The organism is Pseudomonas sp. WSY_20, assembly GCF_043104335.1.
Lineage (GTDB): Bacteria > Pseudomonadota > Gammaproteobacteria > Pseudomonadales > Pseudomonadaceae > Aquipseudomonas > Aquipseudomonas parafulva_B.
The window spans coordinates 62,325-77,879 of the sequence record NZ_JBICKP010000018.1 but is presented as its reverse complement, the minus strand read 5'-3'; the positions used below and the strand labels follow the sequence as shown (position 1 = coordinate 77,879).

The 15,555-nt window shown below is 61.7% G+C and carries 15 protein-coding genes; 4 read left to right on the top strand and 11 right to left on the bottom strand.

The features are described from left to right. The gene (locus ACF8E5_RS04695) at positions 1-1,890 is read right to left on the bottom strand and encodes a propionyl-CoA synthetase (protein WP_392474963.1); all 1,890 of its coding nucleotides are present in this window, start codon (positions 1,888-1,890) and stop codon (positions 1-3) included. Between the two features lie 180 nt (positions 1,891-2,070). On the opposite strand from ACF8E5_RS04695, the gene ACF8E5_RS04690 reads away from it, so the two are divergent. Beyond that, positions 2,071-2,937, top strand: coding sequence for a LysR family transcriptional regulator (locus tag ACF8E5_RS04690; RefSeq protein ID WP_078478781.1), 867 nt, complete (start codon positions 2,071-2,073; stop codon positions 2,935-2,937). On the opposite strand, the gene ACF8E5_RS04685 is transcribed toward ACF8E5_RS04690, so the two are convergent. The 5 genes from ACF8E5_RS04685 to ACF8E5_RS04665 all read right to left on the bottom strand — a co-directional run bounded on the left by ACF8E5_RS04685 (position 2,911) and on the right by ACF8E5_RS04665 (position 6,871). Next, positions 2,911-4,065 (bottom strand): HPP family protein, encoded by a 1,155-nt coding sequence (locus tag ACF8E5_RS04685; protein WP_058637379.1) that lies wholly within the window; start codon positions 4,063-4,065, stop codon positions 2,911-2,913. The genes ACF8E5_RS04690 and ACF8E5_RS04685 overlap by 27 nt on opposite strands. Positions 4,066-4,263: 198 nt before the next feature. Beyond that, positions 4,264-5,583, bottom strand: a complete 1,320-nt coding sequence (locus ACF8E5_RS04680; RefSeq protein ID WP_058637380.1) for a sensor histidine kinase — start codon at positions 5,581-5,583, stop codon at positions 4,264-4,266. Further along, on the bottom strand, positions 5,580-6,248 hold the full coding sequence (locus ACF8E5_RS04675) for a response regulator transcription factor (protein WP_058637381.1): 669 nt from the start codon (positions 6,246-6,248) through the stop codon (positions 5,580-5,582). Before ACF8E5_RS04675 ends, ACF8E5_RS04680 begins: the two co-directional genes overlap by 4 nt. Next, the gene (locus tag ACF8E5_RS04670) at positions 6,249-6,563 is read right to left on the bottom strand and encodes a PepSY domain-containing protein (protein ID WP_058603824.1); all 315 of its coding nucleotides are present in this window, start codon (positions 6,561-6,563) and stop codon (positions 6,249-6,251) included. Continuing rightward, positions 6,563-6,871, bottom strand: a complete 309-nt coding sequence (locus ACF8E5_RS04665) for a PepSY domain-containing protein (protein ID WP_058637382.1) — start codon at positions 6,869-6,871, stop codon at positions 6,563-6,565. Before ACF8E5_RS04665 ends, ACF8E5_RS04670 begins: the two co-directional genes overlap by 1 nt. 176 nt (positions 6,872-7,047) lie before the next feature. Between ACF8E5_RS04665 and ACF8E5_RS04660 the strand changes: the two genes are divergently transcribed. Beyond that, a complete protein-coding gene (locus tag ACF8E5_RS04660; RefSeq protein WP_058637383.1) occupies positions 7,048-8,127 on the top strand; it encodes a hypothetical protein in 1,080 nt (359 codons plus the stop codon). 52 nt (positions 8,128-8,179) lie between these two features. Continuing rightward, a complete protein-coding gene (queD, locus tag ACF8E5_RS04655; RefSeq protein WP_033695042.1) occupies positions 8,180-8,536 on the top strand; it encodes a 6-carboxytetrahydropterin synthase QueD in 357 nt (118 codons plus the stop codon). A gap of 114 nt (positions 8,537-8,650) precedes the next feature. Here queD and ACF8E5_RS04650 read toward each other — a convergent pair whose 3' ends face one another. From ACF8E5_RS04650 to ACF8E5_RS04635, 4 genes are all read right to left on the bottom strand, one after another. Then, complete coding sequence (locus ACF8E5_RS04650) at positions 8,651-9,370, bottom strand: hypothetical protein (protein WP_392474962.1); 720 nt, start codon at positions 9,368-9,370, stop codon at positions 8,651-8,653. Between the two features lie 175 nt (positions 9,371-9,545). Further along, complete coding sequence (locus ACF8E5_RS04645; protein WP_058637385.1) at positions 9,546-9,755, bottom strand: hypothetical protein; 210 nt, start codon at positions 9,753-9,755, stop codon at positions 9,546-9,548. 252 nt (positions 9,756-10,007) lie between these two features. After that, on the bottom strand, positions 10,008-10,625 hold the full coding sequence (locus tag ACF8E5_RS04640) for a hypothetical protein (protein ID WP_058637386.1): 618 nt from the start codon (positions 10,623-10,625) through the stop codon (positions 10,008-10,010). Positions 10,626-10,698: 73 nt separating this feature from the next. After that, a complete protein-coding gene (locus tag ACF8E5_RS04635) occupies positions 10,699-11,166 on the bottom strand; it encodes a DUF1289 domain-containing protein (RefSeq protein ID WP_100852605.1) in 468 nt (155 codons plus the stop codon). Positions 11,167-11,570: 404 nt separating this feature from the next. On the opposite strand from ACF8E5_RS04635, the gene acnB reads away from it, so the two are divergent. Further along, positions 11,571-14,180 (top strand): bifunctional aconitate hydratase 2/2-methylisocitrate dehydratase, encoded by a 2,610-nt coding sequence (acnB, locus tag ACF8E5_RS04630; protein ID WP_392475009.1) that lies wholly within the window; start codon positions 11,571-11,573, stop codon positions 14,178-14,180. Positions 14,181-14,325: 145 nt separating this feature from the next. Here acnB and prpF read toward each other — a convergent pair whose 3' ends face one another. Next, positions 14,326-15,516, bottom strand: coding sequence for a 2-methylaconitate cis-trans isomerase PrpF (prpF, locus tag ACF8E5_RS04625; protein ID WP_326383809.1), 1,191 nt, complete (start codon positions 15,514-15,516; stop codon positions 14,326-14,328). Positions 15,517-15,555 lie beyond the last annotated feature (39 nt).

The following is a 15,555-nucleotide window of genomic DNA, read 5'->3' as shown; positions in this document are numbered from 1 at the left end:
TTAGCTCGCCCTCGCAAGCCCTGAGAGCACCGCTTCGATTTCTTGGAGGACTGCCGGATCGTCCACCGTAGAGGGAGGCGTGTACGCTTGTCCATCGGCGATCTTGCGCAGTACCGCCCGCAGAATCTTGCCTGACCGGGTCTTGGGCAGACGCTTGACCAGCCGGACCTGATTGAAGCAGGCCAATGCGCCAATCTCCTCACGTACGCTGGCCACAAGATCGAGGAGCAACTGCGACTCCACAATGCCGGCGCCGTCCTTGAGCACCACCAACGCGAGTGGCACCTGCCCTTTGATGTCATCGTGAACGCCGATCACTGCGCACTCGGCGACAGCAGAATGACGCGCGACCAGATCCTCCATCTCGCCGGTGGAAAGACGATGCCCGGAAACATTGATCACATCATCTGTGCGACCCATGATGTAGACGAACCCGTCCTCATCCAGATAGCCGCCGTCACCTGTGTGGTAGTAGCCGGGGTACGTACTTAAGTAAGCCTGGACATAGCGCGGGTGATCGCCCCACAACGTCTGGCTGCAGCCTGGCGGCAACGGCAGTGCGATGACGATCGCGCCCTGGTGATTGGGCCCGACCAGATGGCCGTCGTCATCGAGCACCTGCACATGGTACCCGGGCACCGCGCGATTGCTCGACCCTGCTCTTGCCGCGCTACCCTCGAGCCCCACGCAGGGCGCAGTCACCGGCCAGCCGGTCTCGGTCTGCCACCAATGATCATGCACCGGCTTGCCGCTTACCCGCTCCAGCCATTGATGGGTACTGGAATCGAGTTTTTCGCCTGCCAGGAACAACTGGCGCAACGAACTCAGGTCATGCTTGCGTAGCAGTTCGGCGTCAGGGTCCTCCTTGCGGATGGCACGCATGGCCGTGGGCGCACAGAACAGCGCATTGACCTTGTACTGCTCAACCACCCGCCAGTAGGCAGAAGCATCCGGTGTGCGGATGGGCTTGCCTTCGTAAAATACACTCGTGCAGCCGCACATCAGCGGCCCGTACACGATCAAGGAGTGCCCCACCACCCAGCCCACGTCGGAGATGCCCCACCAGACATCGCCTGGCTGCATGCCGTAGACGGTGCGCATGGCATAGTGCAGCGCTACGGCATTGCCGCCATTCTCGCGAACGATGCCTTTAGGTTTGCCGGTGGTACCTGAGGTGTACATGATGTACAGCGGGTCTGCCGCACCCAGTTCAACAGGCGCCACTGGCTGCGCATCGGTTACGGACTGAGCCCAATCCAGGTCTCGCCCTGCCTGCAATGGCGCTTGCGCCTGGGGCCGCTGCCAGACCAATACGTTGCGCGGGCGGTGGCGGGCCAGCGCCAGGGCGCGATCAACCAATGGCTTGTACTCGATGACCCGCTCGAACTCCAGCCCACAGGAAGCGGTCAGCAGCAACACCGGGCGCGCGTCATCGATGCGCAACGCCAGTTCATTGGCCGCAAACCCGCCGAATACCACCGAGTGAACAGCACCAATGCGCGCGCAGGCCAACATGGCCATGGCGGCCTGGGGCACCATCGGCATGTAGATGATGACGCCATCGCCTTTTTGCACCCCCAGCTGGCGCAGCAAGCCGGCCAGCCGCGCGACCTCTTCGCGAAGCTGAAGGTAAGAGAATGACTGCTGTGTGCCGGTCACCGGGGAATCGTAAATCAGCGCCAACTGATCCCCCCGACCCTGCTCGATCTGATGATCCAGAGCCAGGTAGCAACTGTTCAAGCTTGCGTCAGGGAACCACTGGTGAGTGCCATCGGCATTGTTCTCGAGGACTACGGTGGGTTCGCGGTACCAAGCTACCGAGCGCGCCTGCTCTGCCCAGAAGGCGGCGGGGTCGGCAATGGATTGGGCGTAACTGTGCTGATAGCTCATGGTGAGTTGACCCGATGTTGTTGTTCTTGAAGGGCGAACGCTGAGTATGGATGCCCTGTACCCAGACGCCAGACGCGATATGGCCTAACCGACCTGCATTTTTGCAACGTGGGCAAAAGTCGTTCAATGCGGCGACGAACTCACTAGAATAGCGACCAGTTTTTTACGGTGAGCACCTCAATGGACATCGATCAGGCCCGCACTTTTCTGGAAGTCGTGCGCAGCGGCAGCCTAGTGGCGGCTGCGGAGCGCCTGTACGTATCGCAGACAGCGGTCACCGCCAGGTTGCAGCGCCTCGAGCAGCAACTGGGCTGCACCCTGTTCATAAGAAGCCGAAGTGGCGCCCGCCTGACCAGCCACGGTGAAGCCTTCGTCGGGTATGCCAACCAGCTGGTGCAGACCTGGGAGGCGGCACGACGCGACTTGCCCTTGCCGCCTGGCTACCAGCAGGTACTGCACCTTGGGGGCGAGGTGAGCCTTGGTAACCCGATGATGCTTGACTGGGTCACGGCGCTGTATCAGGAGCTGCCTGGCCAGAGCATCCACAGCGAAGTGAGCGACGGCGAGTCGTTGCTGCGCAAGGTGGAGATGGGCGTGCTGGACGCTGCTCTGGTGTACCAGCCGATCTACGGGCCAGGCTTGCAGGTCGAGCAGCTGATGGAAGAAAAGCTGGTGCGAATCCGGCGGGTCGAACGGCCGGAGCCGTACATCTATATCGACTGGGGTGAGGCCTTCCGCCGGCAACATGACGCCGCCCTGCCCGACTGCGCCCGTGCCGCGCTGCGTTTCAACCTGGGGCCGCTTGCCTTGCAGTTCATCCTCGACAAGGGCGGTAGCGGCTATTTTCGCACGCGGGTGGTGCAGGCTTATCTGGACAGTGGCGTCTTCGAGCGCGTACCGCAGGCGCCGGAATTCACCTATCCCACCTTTCTGGTCTACGCCCGCGAGCGTGACAGCGAAGCGTTGCAACAGGCCCTGGGCATCCTGCGCCGGCTTATCGCAGCCGAGGCCAGCGACTGGTCACAACGCTGGGACCCGACGCTCTGAGGCATTGGCGCTGCTGAGCAACTGGCGCTTGAGCCCGGCGATCAGGTCAGTCTGGGTGACCACCCCTACCAACACATCACCGTCGAGCACCGGCAGGCAGTGCAGCCCCTGCTCGCACAGCAGCGGCAACAGGCGCTCCAGCGGGTGCTGGCTGCTGACACTCACGACCCGGCGGCTCATCACCTGCGCCATGCGCACGGGCTTGCGCCCGAACAGGCCCCGCCAGCTCAAACGCGCCTGCTGCATGGCCGGGCCTACCAGGTCGCTCAGGCTGACGATCCCCACCAAGGCGCCGTCCTGCAGCACCGGCAGGGTCTTGACATGGTGGCTGTCGAGCAGCTTCCAGGCCTGCTGCAAGGTGGTCTCGGGGCTGACGAACTGCACGTCCTTCGACATCACCGACGCCGCCGTTATGCCACCGAGACTGCGCTGCAGCGCGTGCTGCTCGGTGGCGAGAATGATGCGCTCCAGCTCGTCGCGTGTGACGTCGACAAACTCGCCCAACTCTTCCAGCGCCTGATCCAGGTCCTCACCGCGGATGCCGACGCGCTCACTGGGCAGCGGATCGTGGGTGTGGTGCAAATCCTTACGCGGTGCAGGGCCTTTCGGGTAGCGCACCCCGGTCAAGCGGTTATAGAGGGTAGCCACCGCAACAAGAATCAGCGCGTTGAGCAGCACTGGCTCAAGCAGATGGTCACCCAAGGCGGTCAGCCCTGGGTCGGCCAGAACCGCACTGACCGCCACTCCCCCACCGGGTGGATGCAGGCAGCGCAGCAAGCACATCACCAGGATGGACAGACACAGGGCAGCGGCGGCGACCCCAAGCCCTGGACCAAAACCGTCTCGCATTGCCAAGCCAACGATCGCGGCCAGGGTATAGCTGCCAAGCACTGGCCAAGGCTGTGCAAGGGGACCTGAATGAACGGCGAACACCAGCACCGCGGAGGCCGCTAACGGCCCGAGCAGGTGCAAGGCGATATCCGGGCCATACGCCAGGCTCGTCAGCCAGCCTGCGAGAAACAGGCCGACCAATGCGCCGATACCGGCGCGCAGCCATTGGGTGGGGGGGATGTTCAGGGACGGCGGTAATAACCACTGCAAAAGACGGTCGGTACGCGAGGCAGGCATGTCGTTTCGGGTTCTGTAGGTCTGGACGGAAGAAGAAACGTAGGCCTTGGCCCATCGGCCAGTGAAGGCTACATGCAGCGATTCTGCCGAGCGACGTCCATTTGGGCTAATTCAAAAAAATGTGGCAGTGATGCATTTTTTTTGCAGTACAGCCGTTTGCCAGCGGCAACGGGGCCGACCTGTGTGACGCCGCGCTGGTCACAGGCTCCGGCGCGGCAACTGGATATCCACACGCAATCCACCCATCGGACTCTCAAGCAGTTGCAGTTTCCCGCCCCAAGCCTGGACGATGTCACGCACGATGCCCAACCCCAGACCGTGTCCATCGACTTCTTCGTCAAGCCGAGAACCCCGTTCAAGCACTTGCACACGCTGCTGGTGAGGGATACCAGGGCCGTCGTCGTCAACCCACAGCTGATAGTGTTCCTCGGTGGCTGCGATGCCCAAGTGCACCTCGCTGTCCGCCCATTTGCAGGCGTTGTCCAGCAGGTTACCCAGCAGTTCCAGCATGTCTTCGCGATCCCAGGGCAGCAGCAGGCCAGGTGGCACGGCGTGGCTCAGCAGCAGGCCCTCGCCATGGATCATGCCCAAGGTGCTCAGCAACCCCGGCAACTCGTCATCACAGGCAAATTGCGCACCCGGCAACGCATCGCCTGCCAGGCGTGCGCGGTTGAGCTCACGGGCCAGGCGCTGCTCGATCTGCTGCAACTGCTCGCGCATCTGTGCACGGACCTCAGGCAAGCCCTGCAGGCGCTCGCTGGATGCCAGGCTAAGCAGCACCGCCAGGGGCGTTTTCAGGGCGTGGCCCAGGTTACCCAGTGCATTGCGCGAGCGTCGCAGACTGTCTTCGGTATGGCTGAGCAAATGGTTGATCTGCCCAACCAGCGGCACCAGCTCACTGGGCACTTGGGCATCGAGCTGGGAGCGTTGCCCCTGCTGCAACTGGGCGATTTGCTGGCGCGCCCGCTCCAGCGGGCGCAGCGAGCGGGTGACGGTCATGCGCTGAAGGACCAGCACCAGGGCCAGCGCGACCAGGCCCATGCCCAGCCCAATTTGCTGAAGGCGCCGGAAGCCTTGTCGCACAGGTGAGTAATCTTGGGCGACACTGATGGATATGTCCTGCCCCAGGCGCCGGTAATCGGCACGCAGCGTCAGTAACTCCTGCCCTTCTGGCCCAAGCTCGTGCCGGTCCGACAGACCAGGGGCCGACGGTTTGGGCAGGTTCATGTCCCACAGGGAGCGTGAACGCCACGTGCCCTGGGCAAAGTCGATGCGAAAGTAATAGCCGGAAAACGGTCGCTGATAGGCAGCCGAGATGCGTTGCTCGTCGAGCTGCATGCCCGCAGGCCCGCGCACCAGCGCCACCAACAGGTTCTCGCTTTCATTGCGCAGGCCGTTTTCCAGGTAACGTTGCAACCCGGCTTCGAACAGCCACAGCGTCAGTTGCGCCAGTACCACCCCTACTACCACCAACACAGCCACCAGGCCCAGGCTGAGCCGCGCCTGGATCGACTTCACGCAGCGCTCCCGGCATACAGGTAGCCCTGGCCGCGTCGTGTCTCGATCACCGTACGGCCAAGTTTGCGGCGCAAGTGGTTGACGTGAACCTCGAGCACGTTGGAGTCGCGCTCGGTCTCGCCGTCGTAGAGGTGCTCAGCCAGGTGGCTTTTGGACAGGATCTGCTGGGGGTGCAGCATGAAGTAGCGCAACAGGCGAAATTCCGCGGCCGTAAGCTGGATATCGACGCCCTCGCGGCTTACGCATTGACGACGTTCGTCCAGATGCAAGCCGGCAGCCTCGAGCTTTGGCTGGTTGGCAAGTCCACGCGCGCGGCGCAGCAGCGCCTGGATGCGTAACTGCAATTCTTCGGGGTGAAAGGGTTTGCTGAGGTAATCGTCGGCGCCGGCCTTCAGCCCTTCGATGCGCTCGGCCCAGGAGCCACGCGCCGTCAGAATCAGCACAGGCGTCAGCAGCCCGCCTGCACGCCACTGAGCCAGGACTTCGAGGCCAGGCAACCCTGGCAGACCAAGGTCCAGGATGATCAGGTCATAAGGCTCGCACTGGCCCTGATAGACCGCATCTCGGCCATCGGCCAGCCAATCGACGGCGTACCCCTGACGCTGCAGCGCAGTGGTAAGTTCGTCGGCCAGCGGGACATTATCCTCGACAAGCAACAGGCGCATTCAGTCATCTTCCTCGTCTTTGAGCAGGGCACCGGTGGCAGCATCGAGCTTGACCTCCCGTACTACGCCGTCCACCGTCAGCAACTCGACCTCGTACTCATAGCGGTCGTCGTCTTCTTCAAGCTCTGCCTCCAGCAAACGCGCCCCTGGGTGACGGGCCATGGCCGTTTCCAGCAAGTGTTCGAGCGGTAGAATCACGCCCTTCTGGCGCAAAGCCAGTGCCTCATCCTGGTCCAGGTCCCGGGCAGCGGCCAGCGAGCACGCTGCCAGCAGAGCGAGGGCCAGGTAGCGCGCTGCCCGTGGAGGTGGGTTCATCAGTTGTCTCGCTCATCCTTCAGCAGTTCACCGGTCTTGGCATCGAAAGCCACGTCCCACTCCACATTCTGGGTATCGCGCAGTTCGACCTTGTACACGTAGCGGCCGTATTCGTCTTCAAGTTCCGAGTCCGTGACGGTGGAACCCGGGTGCTTGGCAATGGCGGCCGCCTTGAGTTCGTCCAGGGACTTGATGGTCTTGGTGTTGACCAGTTTGACCACTTCGTCAGGCTGCACATCCTTGGCGAATGCAGCATTGGCACCCAGCGACAGGGCAGCGGCGGTGAACAGTGCAGTCAAGGTTTTCATCGTTCGTTTCTCCATAATGCTGTACACGTTGTCTACGCAATCAACATTAACCAGCAGTCCTTAACTCAACCTGAAAACAGCTGGCCGCATGATAGCGTAGCCGGCAGGTCAACAGGGCACGTCTCGAACGGCTGCATCACTCTATAATGCGGCGCCCGTCGCCGCAGAGGTCCGCCATGAGCGCTATACACGTCAAGTACCCCGCCCTTACCCTGAAGGCTGGCCAACGCGCCTTGAGCCAAATTAGAGAGCGCGGGCTGCAGGCTGCCGACGTCGGCGTGCTCCCGGGCGCAGCAGGTGGGCCAAAACCGCTGGGCATTCAGGGCCTGGACTTGGCGCTGTTCGGTCAGTTCCTGCCATCGGCCCCTCGCCCGCGCGCACTGATTGGCGCATCGATTGGCGCCTGGCGCTTCGCAAGCGCCTGCCTTGACGACCCGGTTGCCGGGCTGCGGCGGCTGGGAATGCTCTACACCGAGCAGGATTTTGCAAAAGGCGTTACCCCAGCCCAGATAACACGCAGTTGCCAGTGCATGCTCGACGAGCTGTTGCAGGGGCGCGACGGCCAGGTGCTGGCGAGCCCGGCGTACCGGTTGAATATCCTGGTCGTCAAAAGCCATGGCCAGCTCGCTCACGATCATCGCGGCCGACTGGGTATGGGCCTTGGCTCGGTGATCGCCAGTAACCTGTTGGGCAGATCCCGCCTGGCCCGACATTTCGAGCGGGTCATTCTGCACGACAGCCGCAGCCTGCCACCGCTTGATACCCTGACGGATTTCCCGACGCGCTGCCTGCCGCTGGACCTGGCAAACCTGCGCCATGCCCTACTTGCCTCGGGATCGATCCCCATGGTCATGGAGGGGGTACGGGACATCCCAGGGGCCGGGACCGGCATGTACCGCGATGGCGGGCTGCTGGACTATCACCTGGATCTGCCCTACGGCGGCGATGACCTGGTGGTTTACCCGCACTTCACTGACAAAGTCGTCCCTGGCTGGTTCGACAAGGCCCTGCCGTGGCGCAAGGGCGATGCCAGGCGCCTGCAGAACGTACTGCTGCTGGCGCCCTCGCCGGCCTACCTGGCAACCCTGCCCCATGGGAAGCTGCCCGACCGAAACGACTTCAAGCGCTTCATGGGCGACGCACCGGCGCGCCAGCGCTACTGGTACAAGGCCATCGATGAAAGCCAACGCCTGGGCGACGAGTTTCTAGAATTGGTCGCCACCGGGCGGCTGCATGAACGACTGCAAGCCTTGTGAGAGGCATGCTGGTAAACTGCGCGCATTACTGATTCAGACAGAGTTTGACTGCGTGGAAATCTTTAAAGAATTTACGTTCGAATCCGCCCACCGCCTTCCCCATGTGCCCGAAGGCCATAAATGCGGGCGTTTGCATGGGCACTCGTTCAAGGTCGGCCTTCATCTGACGGGTCCGCTTGACCCGCATACCGGCTGGATTCGCGACTTCGCCGAGATCAAGGCCGTGTTCAAGCCCATTTACGAGCAGCTCGATCATAACTACCTGAACGACATTCCTGGCCTGGAAAATCCCACCAGCGAAGTCATCGCCAAATGGATCTGGGATCAGGTCAAACCGTTGCTGCCAGAGCTGTCCAAGGTGCGTATTCACGAGACGTGCACCAGTGGCTGCGAATACAGCGGCGACTAAGCCCAAAGGCAGGCTCTTAACGCGCTGACGCCTCCGTCCACGGCGCCTTGCCCAGCCTGGTCCGGCGGCGCAGTTGCACCGCTGCAGACCTGCGCGTGGCAACGTGCCACCGGATCAGCACCGGGCCGCGGTCTCAAGCACTTGAAGCATTAGCGAGCCCTGCTGCCCCTGGACGCCTGCGATCAACCGACGGCGTTGATGGGGCAAGTGCAACGTCACAGGTCCGCTATTCACTTGCTGCAACTGCGCATTGTGGACAGATGCCCCTTCTTCCAGGGTGGTGGGATCGAGCCCCTGGAGCTTCCAGAGAAAGTCTGGGAGGGCTCGCCTGCTGGTCCAGCGCTTGGCCAGGCTTGTCGTCCAACCGCGCTGTTCTTTAAGGGTAGAATCAAGCCGTCTGCCGTGACTGTCGAGCGGCCACAGCTCATAGACATGGCTTTCTCCATTGCCGTAGGCGGCAAAACAGAGGCGGTCGCATGCCATGCGGAATTCGCCGATGCGCCAGCGATCCGCGAAATAATCGCTCGTCTCAACGGCCAACCCGGCCCTCGGAGACCATTCGCTGCCTTCGTCGAACCTTGCCGTGACCAAGCCTTGTTCCGTTGATTCACCTTCAGGCCGCCACCAAGCACGTCCAATAAAACTGTATTGAGGCTTGAATGCGTACCGGACACCAGCACTTGCCAGTCCTGCTCCCCACGCCCACTCGCGGGCCTGATGCGCATAGTCGAGGATCTCTAGCGCTATCCGGCCAGGTTGGCCGCTGACCGTATTGATCAACGATACACCGTCTTTTTCACAGCGCCTTGAGCATTTTTCAAAATCAGGTTGCACAGTCGTGCACCGCGCTTGATGCCGGCATAGTCCATTGCTTCGACGGACCATAGATGGGTGGGATTGGCAAGACGCGACTGCCCGGCGCTCGGCTCATTCGCGCTTGACCGCCGCATAGCCCGACAATGAGGAGGGATTGTTGTAAAGGACTCGGTTCAGCGGTCGCCAGTCTCTGTCATAAGGCCGGATCTCGTAGGAGCCTTGCCCCATCCTCCCCTGAAGCGGCAATGTAGGCACCGAACCAGAACAGCTCGCCATACTGATGACCATCCTTGGTATAGTCCTCTGGCGCCAGTCGCAGTGGCCCTTGCCCCTCAGGCTCGGCCCGCCAGTAGTTGTACCAATGATCGTTGTGGATACTTGCTACGTCGACGTGAAGCCACATTGGGGCGAGCTTGTCCTGGCAGTCCCACCATCGATCCGGGTGAATCAGCTCTTCGGTCAACTGCCATCAGCAGCGGGCAAGAAACGAGAGTTCAGGGTGATGAATGTAGTCGGTCATGCTGGCTCACTCTTGAGTCGGAATGTGAGCCTAACGCTAAGCAACGCCGGCCGCGCATTGCAGAAGGAAGCGCTCTACATCAAGCCGGTCGAATCGATCAACACGTGTTGACCTAACTCGCCCTGACCGTAGTGGTTATTCCAACGGCCTGGGATGAGGAGGCACAGGGCGACCGACCACCTCCAGACTGAGTGCACCTCGTCGCCCCTGGTGGGTGGCGAGGTAAGAGCGACCAAACTGCTTGTAACGCCTGACTGCTGCCCCGGCAGGGTCAAACAACAGTAGATTGCTTTTACGCTGCCCAACCTTCAGATGCCGGGGATCAAGGCCATCAATGCCCCAGAGCGGCGCGTTCTCCGTTCCTGCCGCCTGGGGACTACCGGACATACCTATAAAGCCGAAGTCTTTGGCCATGACATACTCAAGCCTGGGCCACAGATCAACGGTGGACTCGAAATAGGCCGGCCTGATCTCGTAACTGTACAGATCGCGAACATGGTACACCCCAAACCACAGGACAGGGCACAAGATGCCAACGCCCCTGAAAGGCGGGCTGGGAGACGGTTCCAATGCGCCTTCAGGCTCTGTCCGCATCCAGCCATCATCACCGTCACCACTTTCGAAACCCACCCACAGCGGGGCCAGATGCTGCACGGCCGCGTGCCAAGCACCCTCTGCAATGCGGGCCCCGTCTATCTGCCACCAGCAACGTGCGTGAAAGCACAGATCGGGTTTGAAGGTATAGCTGTCCATCGAGATGCTCCATTAGATCGTCGGAAGCACCACGCTAGAGGCCAGCCAAGCAGCGAAATAGAGGGAAAGGTGACTACTCCAACGCGCTGTTGAGAAACGATGGCGCGATGTAGCGCTGGTAATGCGCCTCTGACAACAGAAAGAACTCACGATCAATTGCATCGCGCAGTTGTGGCAGTTCCCAGTCGCGGAACTCGGGCAGCAATGCCATGCCGTAGGCCTCCAGGTCCCGAATCATGCGCGCGCCCCTGGCGATGAGCTGGTAGGCCCAGCAGTACTCGGACTGCTGCTCGACATACCGTATGGCACGTTGTTCAAGTTGCTGGCGCAACAAGCCTTTGTCGAACACCTCGAGCTTGGCCATCATCACCTGAACCAGCAGTTGCTCCAGGCGTAACCAGACCGCGCGTTTTTGCGCATCGTCATAGCCATTCCAGTGGATGACCTCATGGTGGAAGCGCTTGCACCCTCGGCATACCGTGTCTCCGTAAACCGTGGAACACAGGCCGACGCAGGGCGTTTTGATGGACTTGTTGGACATGAAATACAACGGCTTGAAGGTGGAGTACGCGGCCATGTTAGCCCTTTGTCTAACCAGGGTCACCCGTTAAAGTCATCATCGCCGCCTTACCTTCCAGCGTTTTTTACCGTAGAATCATCCGGCCTTTTCGAAGGCAACAATGTCCGTTGGAAGCTGTTTTCAAAGCGTCACGAGCACAGTTGATCCGGCAGAACGACGTTGGTCCGGGCCTGCATCCCCGCAGGCCCTAGCCAGCCCTCATCAGATGCTCGTTCTGCAGGCGTAAAACTTTGAAAGCAGCTTCCGCAAGGATTCCTTGCGACCCTGGCCAGGCGGCCCAAGAAGCCATGACGGCGCATGGGTGCAAGGAATGCTGGATGAGCGTCCCGGACCCCTTAAAGGGGCCACTGATGAGGGAAATAACTGTGCTTGAAGCCTACCGCAAACACATCGAAGAGCGCGCCGCTCTGGGTATCGTGCCCCAGCCGCTGAACGCCGAACAAACTGCAGGCCTGGTCGAGTTGCTGAAAAACCCGCCGGCCGGCGAAGAAGCCTTCCTCGTAGACCTGCTCACCAACCGCGTACCGCCTGGAGTCGATGAGGCCGCCTATGTCAAGGCAGCCTTCCTTTCGGCCGTCTCCAAGGGCGAAGCCACCTCGCCGCTGATCGATCGCAAGCACGCCACCGAACTGCTGGGCACCATGCAGGGCGGCTACAACATCGAGACGCTGGTCGCGCTGCTGGATGACGCCGAGCTGGGCGCCGTCGCGGCCGAGCAGCTCAAGCACACCCTGCTGATGTTCGATGCCTTCCACGACGTGGCTGAAAAAGCCAAGGCCGGCAACGCTCATGCCAAGGCCGTGCTGGAATCCTGGGCTGCCGGCGAGTGGTTCACCTCGCGCCCGGCCATCGCCGACAAATACACCCTGACCGTGTTCAAGGTGCCTGGCGAAACCAACACCGATGACCTGTCCCCTGCCCCGGATGCCTGGTCGCGCCCTGACATCCCGCTGCACGCCCTGGCCATGCTGAAAATGGCCCGCGACGGTATCGAGCCGCAGCAGCCGGGCTCAGTAGGCCCGCTGGCTCAGATCGAAGCGGTCAGGGCCAAGGGCTTCCCGGTCGCCTACGTGGGTGACGTGGTGGGTACCGGTTCTTCGCGCAAATCCGCCACCAACTCGGTGCTGTGGTTCTTCGGCGACGATATCCCGTACGTCCCCAACAAGCGTGCCGGCGGTTTTTGCTTCGGCACCAAGATCGCCCCGATCTTCTACAACACCATGGAAGACGCCGGCGCCCTGCCGATCGAGTTCGATTGCACCGACCTGGCCATGGGCGACGTGATCGACGTCTACCCGTTCAAAGGTGAAGTACGCCGTCACGAAAGCAATGAGCTGGTCACCACATTCGCGCTCAAGACCGAAGTGCTGCTCGACGAAGTGCGGGCTGGTGGCCGTATCCCACTGATCGTCGGCCGTGGCCTGACCGAAAAAGCCCGTGCCGAGCTTGGCCAGGGCCCATCGGACCTGTTCAAGAAGCCAGAGCAGCCTGCCGACACCGGCAAAGGGTTCACCCTGGCGCAGAAGATGGTCGGCCGCGCGTGTGGCCTGCCGGAAGGCCAAGGCGTACGTCCAGGCGCCTATTGCGAGCCGAAGATGACCACCGTGGGTTCCCAGGACACCACTGGCCCCATGACCCGTGACGAGCTCAAGGACCTGGCCTGCCTGGGCTTCTCCGCTGACCTCGTGATGCAGTCCTTCTGCCACACCGCGGCCTATCCGAAGCCAATCGACGTCACCACCCACCACACCCTGCCAGACTTCATCCGCACCCGTGGCGGCGTGTCGTTGCGCCCAGGGGACGGCATCATCCACAGCTGGTTGAACCGCATGCTGATGCCCGATACCGTGGGCACCGGTGGCGACTCGCATACCCGCTTCCCGATCGGCATTTCCTTCCCTGCAGGCTCCGGCCTGGTAGCCTTCGCTGCCGCCACCGGCGTGATGCCACTGGACATGCCAGAGTCGATCCTGGTGCGTTTCAAAGGCAAGCTGCAACCTGGCATCACCCTGCGTGACCTGGTGCATGCCATCCCTTACTACGCCATCCAGCAGGGCCTGCTGACCGTCGAGAAGAAGGGCAAGAAAAACGCCTTCTCCGGTCGCATCCTTGAAATCGAAGGCCTTGACGAACTGACCGTCGAGCAGGCCTTCGAGCTCTCGGACGCCTCGGCTGAACGCTCCGCCGCCGGTTGCACCATCAAGCTGCCGGAAAAAGCCATTGCCGAGTACCTCAAGTCCAACATCACCCTGCTGCGTTGGATGATCGGCGAGGGCTACGGTGATGCACGCACCCTGGAGCGTCGCGCCCAGGCCATGGAAGCCTGGCTGGCCAACCCAGAACTGCTGTCGGCCGACGCCGATGCCGAATACGCCGAAATCATCGAAATCGACCTGGCCGACGTCAAGGAGCCTGTGCTCTGCGCCCCGAACGACCCGGACGATGCTCGCCTGCTGTCCTCGGTACAGGGTGAGAAGATCGACGAAGTGTTCATCGGTTCGTGCATGACCAACATTGGTCACTTCCGCGCCGCTGGCAAGCTGCTGGAAAAGGTCAAGGGTGGTATTCCGACCCGTCTGTGGCTGGCTCCGCCGACCAAGATGGATGCTCATCAGCTGACCGAAGAAGGCTACTACGGCATCTACGGCAAAGCCGGTGCGCGGATGGAAATGCCAGGCTGCTCCCTGTGCATGGGTAACCAGGCGCGGGTGCAGACCGGTTCGACCGTGGTGTCGACCTCGACCCGTAACTTCCCGAACCGCCTGGGCGACGCCACCAACGTGTACCTGGCATCGGCCGAGCTGGCTGCGGTGGCTTCGATCATCGGCAAGTTGCCGACCGTCGAAGAGTACATGCAGTACGCCAAGGACATCGACAGCATGTCTGCCGACGTCTACCGCTACCTGAGCTTCGACCAGATTGCCGAGTTCCGCGAAGCGGCCGCTAACGCCAAGATTCCAGTGGTCCAGGCGTAAGCCAGACAGCCATCCACTGGCTCCATGAAAAAAGCCCCGGCAGTGATGCCGGGGCTTTTTTTTCATTCAGAACAGTCAGGCACCGACTAAATCACGCCCAGACGCCTTCTTGAACGTGACGGGCCGGCGATGGCGAGCACGCCTGTCAGAAACTATCGCCAGGAACGCGTACCCAGCCCTCCATCAACACACGCGCGCTGCGACTCATGATCGCCTTGGTCACCGACCACTGCCCATCGATCAGGCACGCCTGCGCACCTACCCGCAAGGTGCCCGATGGATGCCCGAAGCGTACAGCGCTGCGCTCACCGCCGCCTGCAGCAAGGTTCACCAGTGTCCCCGGGATGGCCGCAGCCGTACCGATCGCGACGGCGGCAGTGCCCATCATCGCGTGATGCAGCTTGCCCATGGACAAGGCACGCACCAGCAAGTCGATATCTTCTGCCCCCACCTGCTTGCCACTTGAAGCGAGATAAGCCTGTGCCGGCGCCACGAATGCCACCTTGGGGGTATGCTGGCGTGCGGCAGCCTGCCCTACATGTTCGATCAGCCCCATGCGCAGCGCACCATGGGCCCGTATCGCCTCGAACCGCTCAAGGGCAGCCGGATCCCCATTGATGGCATCCTGCAACTCCATGCCGCTGTAACCAAGATCGGCTGCATTGAGAAACACCGTTGGGATACCGGCATTGATCAACGTCGCCTTGAAGGTGCCAACCCCCGGTACTGCAAGCTCGTCGATCAGGTTGCCGGTAGGGAACATCGCCCCACCTTCCCCATCATCGTCGGCTGCCGGATCAAGAAACTCCAGCTGCACTTCGGCGGCAGGGAACGTGACGCCATCAAGCTCAAAGTCGCCGGTCTCCTGAACCTGACCGTCGCTCATCGGCACATGCGCTACGATGGTCTTGCCGATGTTGGCCTGCCAGATACGCACCGTGGCGACACCGGTTTCGGGTACCTGCGTGGGTTCTATCAGGCCACTGCCGATGGCGAACGCACCCACTGCTGCGGAAAGGTTGCCGCAGTTGCCGCTCCAGTCTACGAAAGGCTTGTCGATACTGACCTGGCCGAACAGGTAGTCCACATCATGATCAGGGCGCTTGCTGGCGGACAGGATCACGACCTTGCTGGTGCTGGACGTCGCCCCGCCCATGCCGTCGATCTGCTTGCCATAGGGGTCGGGGCTGCCGATTACCCGCAGCAGCAAGGCATCGCGTGCCGGGCCGGGCGTTTGCGCCTGCGCCGGGAGGTCCTTCAAGCGGAAGAACACGCCTTTGCTGGTGCCGCCACGCATGTAAGTAGCCGGAATCTTGATTTGAGGTGCATGTGCCATGGATTGAAGCCTCTTGGATGGCCCGGTGGTCCGAGCCAG

Bases quoted from the DNA above. Each gene is read 5' to 3' on its own strand.
- ACF8E5_RS04695 (WP_392474963.1), bottom strand. From the start codon at position 1,890: ATGAGCTATCAGCACAGTTACGCCCAATCCATTGCCGACCCCGCCGCC.
- ACF8E5_RS04690 (WP_078478781.1), top strand. From the start codon at position 2,071: ATGGACATCGATCAGGCCCGCACTTTTCTGGAAGTCGTGCGCAGCGGC.
- ACF8E5_RS04685 (WP_058637379.1), bottom strand. From the start codon at position 4,065: ATGCCTGCCTCGCGTACCGACCGTCTTTTGCAGTGGTTATTACCGCCG.
- ACF8E5_RS04675 (WP_058637381.1), bottom strand. From the start codon at position 6,248: ATGCGCCTGTTGCTTGTCGAGGATAATGTCCCGCTGGCCGACGAACTT.
- ACF8E5_RS04670 (WP_058603824.1), bottom strand. From the start codon at position 6,563: ATGAACCCACCTCCACGGGCAGCGCGCTACCTGGCCCTCGCTCTGCTG.
- ACF8E5_RS04665 (WP_058637382.1), bottom strand. From the start codon at position 6,871: ATGAAAACCTTGACTGCACTGTTCACCGCCGCTGCCCTGTCGCTGGGT.
- ACF8E5_RS04660 (WP_058637383.1), top strand. From the start codon at position 7,048: ATGAGCGCTATACACGTCAAGTACCCCGCCCTTACCCTGAAGGCTGGC.
- ACF8E5_RS04645 (WP_058637385.1), bottom strand. From the start codon at position 9,755: ATGTGGCTTCACGTCGACGTAGCAAGTATCCACAACGATCATTGGTAC.
- ACF8E5_RS04640 (WP_058637386.1), bottom strand. From the start codon at position 10,625: ATGGACAGCTATACCTTCAAACCCGATCTGTGCTTTCACGCACGTTGC.
- ACF8E5_RS04635 (WP_100852605.1), bottom strand. From the start codon at position 11,166: ATGTCCAACAAGTCCATCAAAACGCCCTGCGTCGGCCTGTGTTCCACG.
- prpF (WP_326383809.1), bottom strand. From the start codon at position 15,516: ATGGCACATGCACCTCAAATCAAGATTCCGGCTACTTACATGCGTGGC.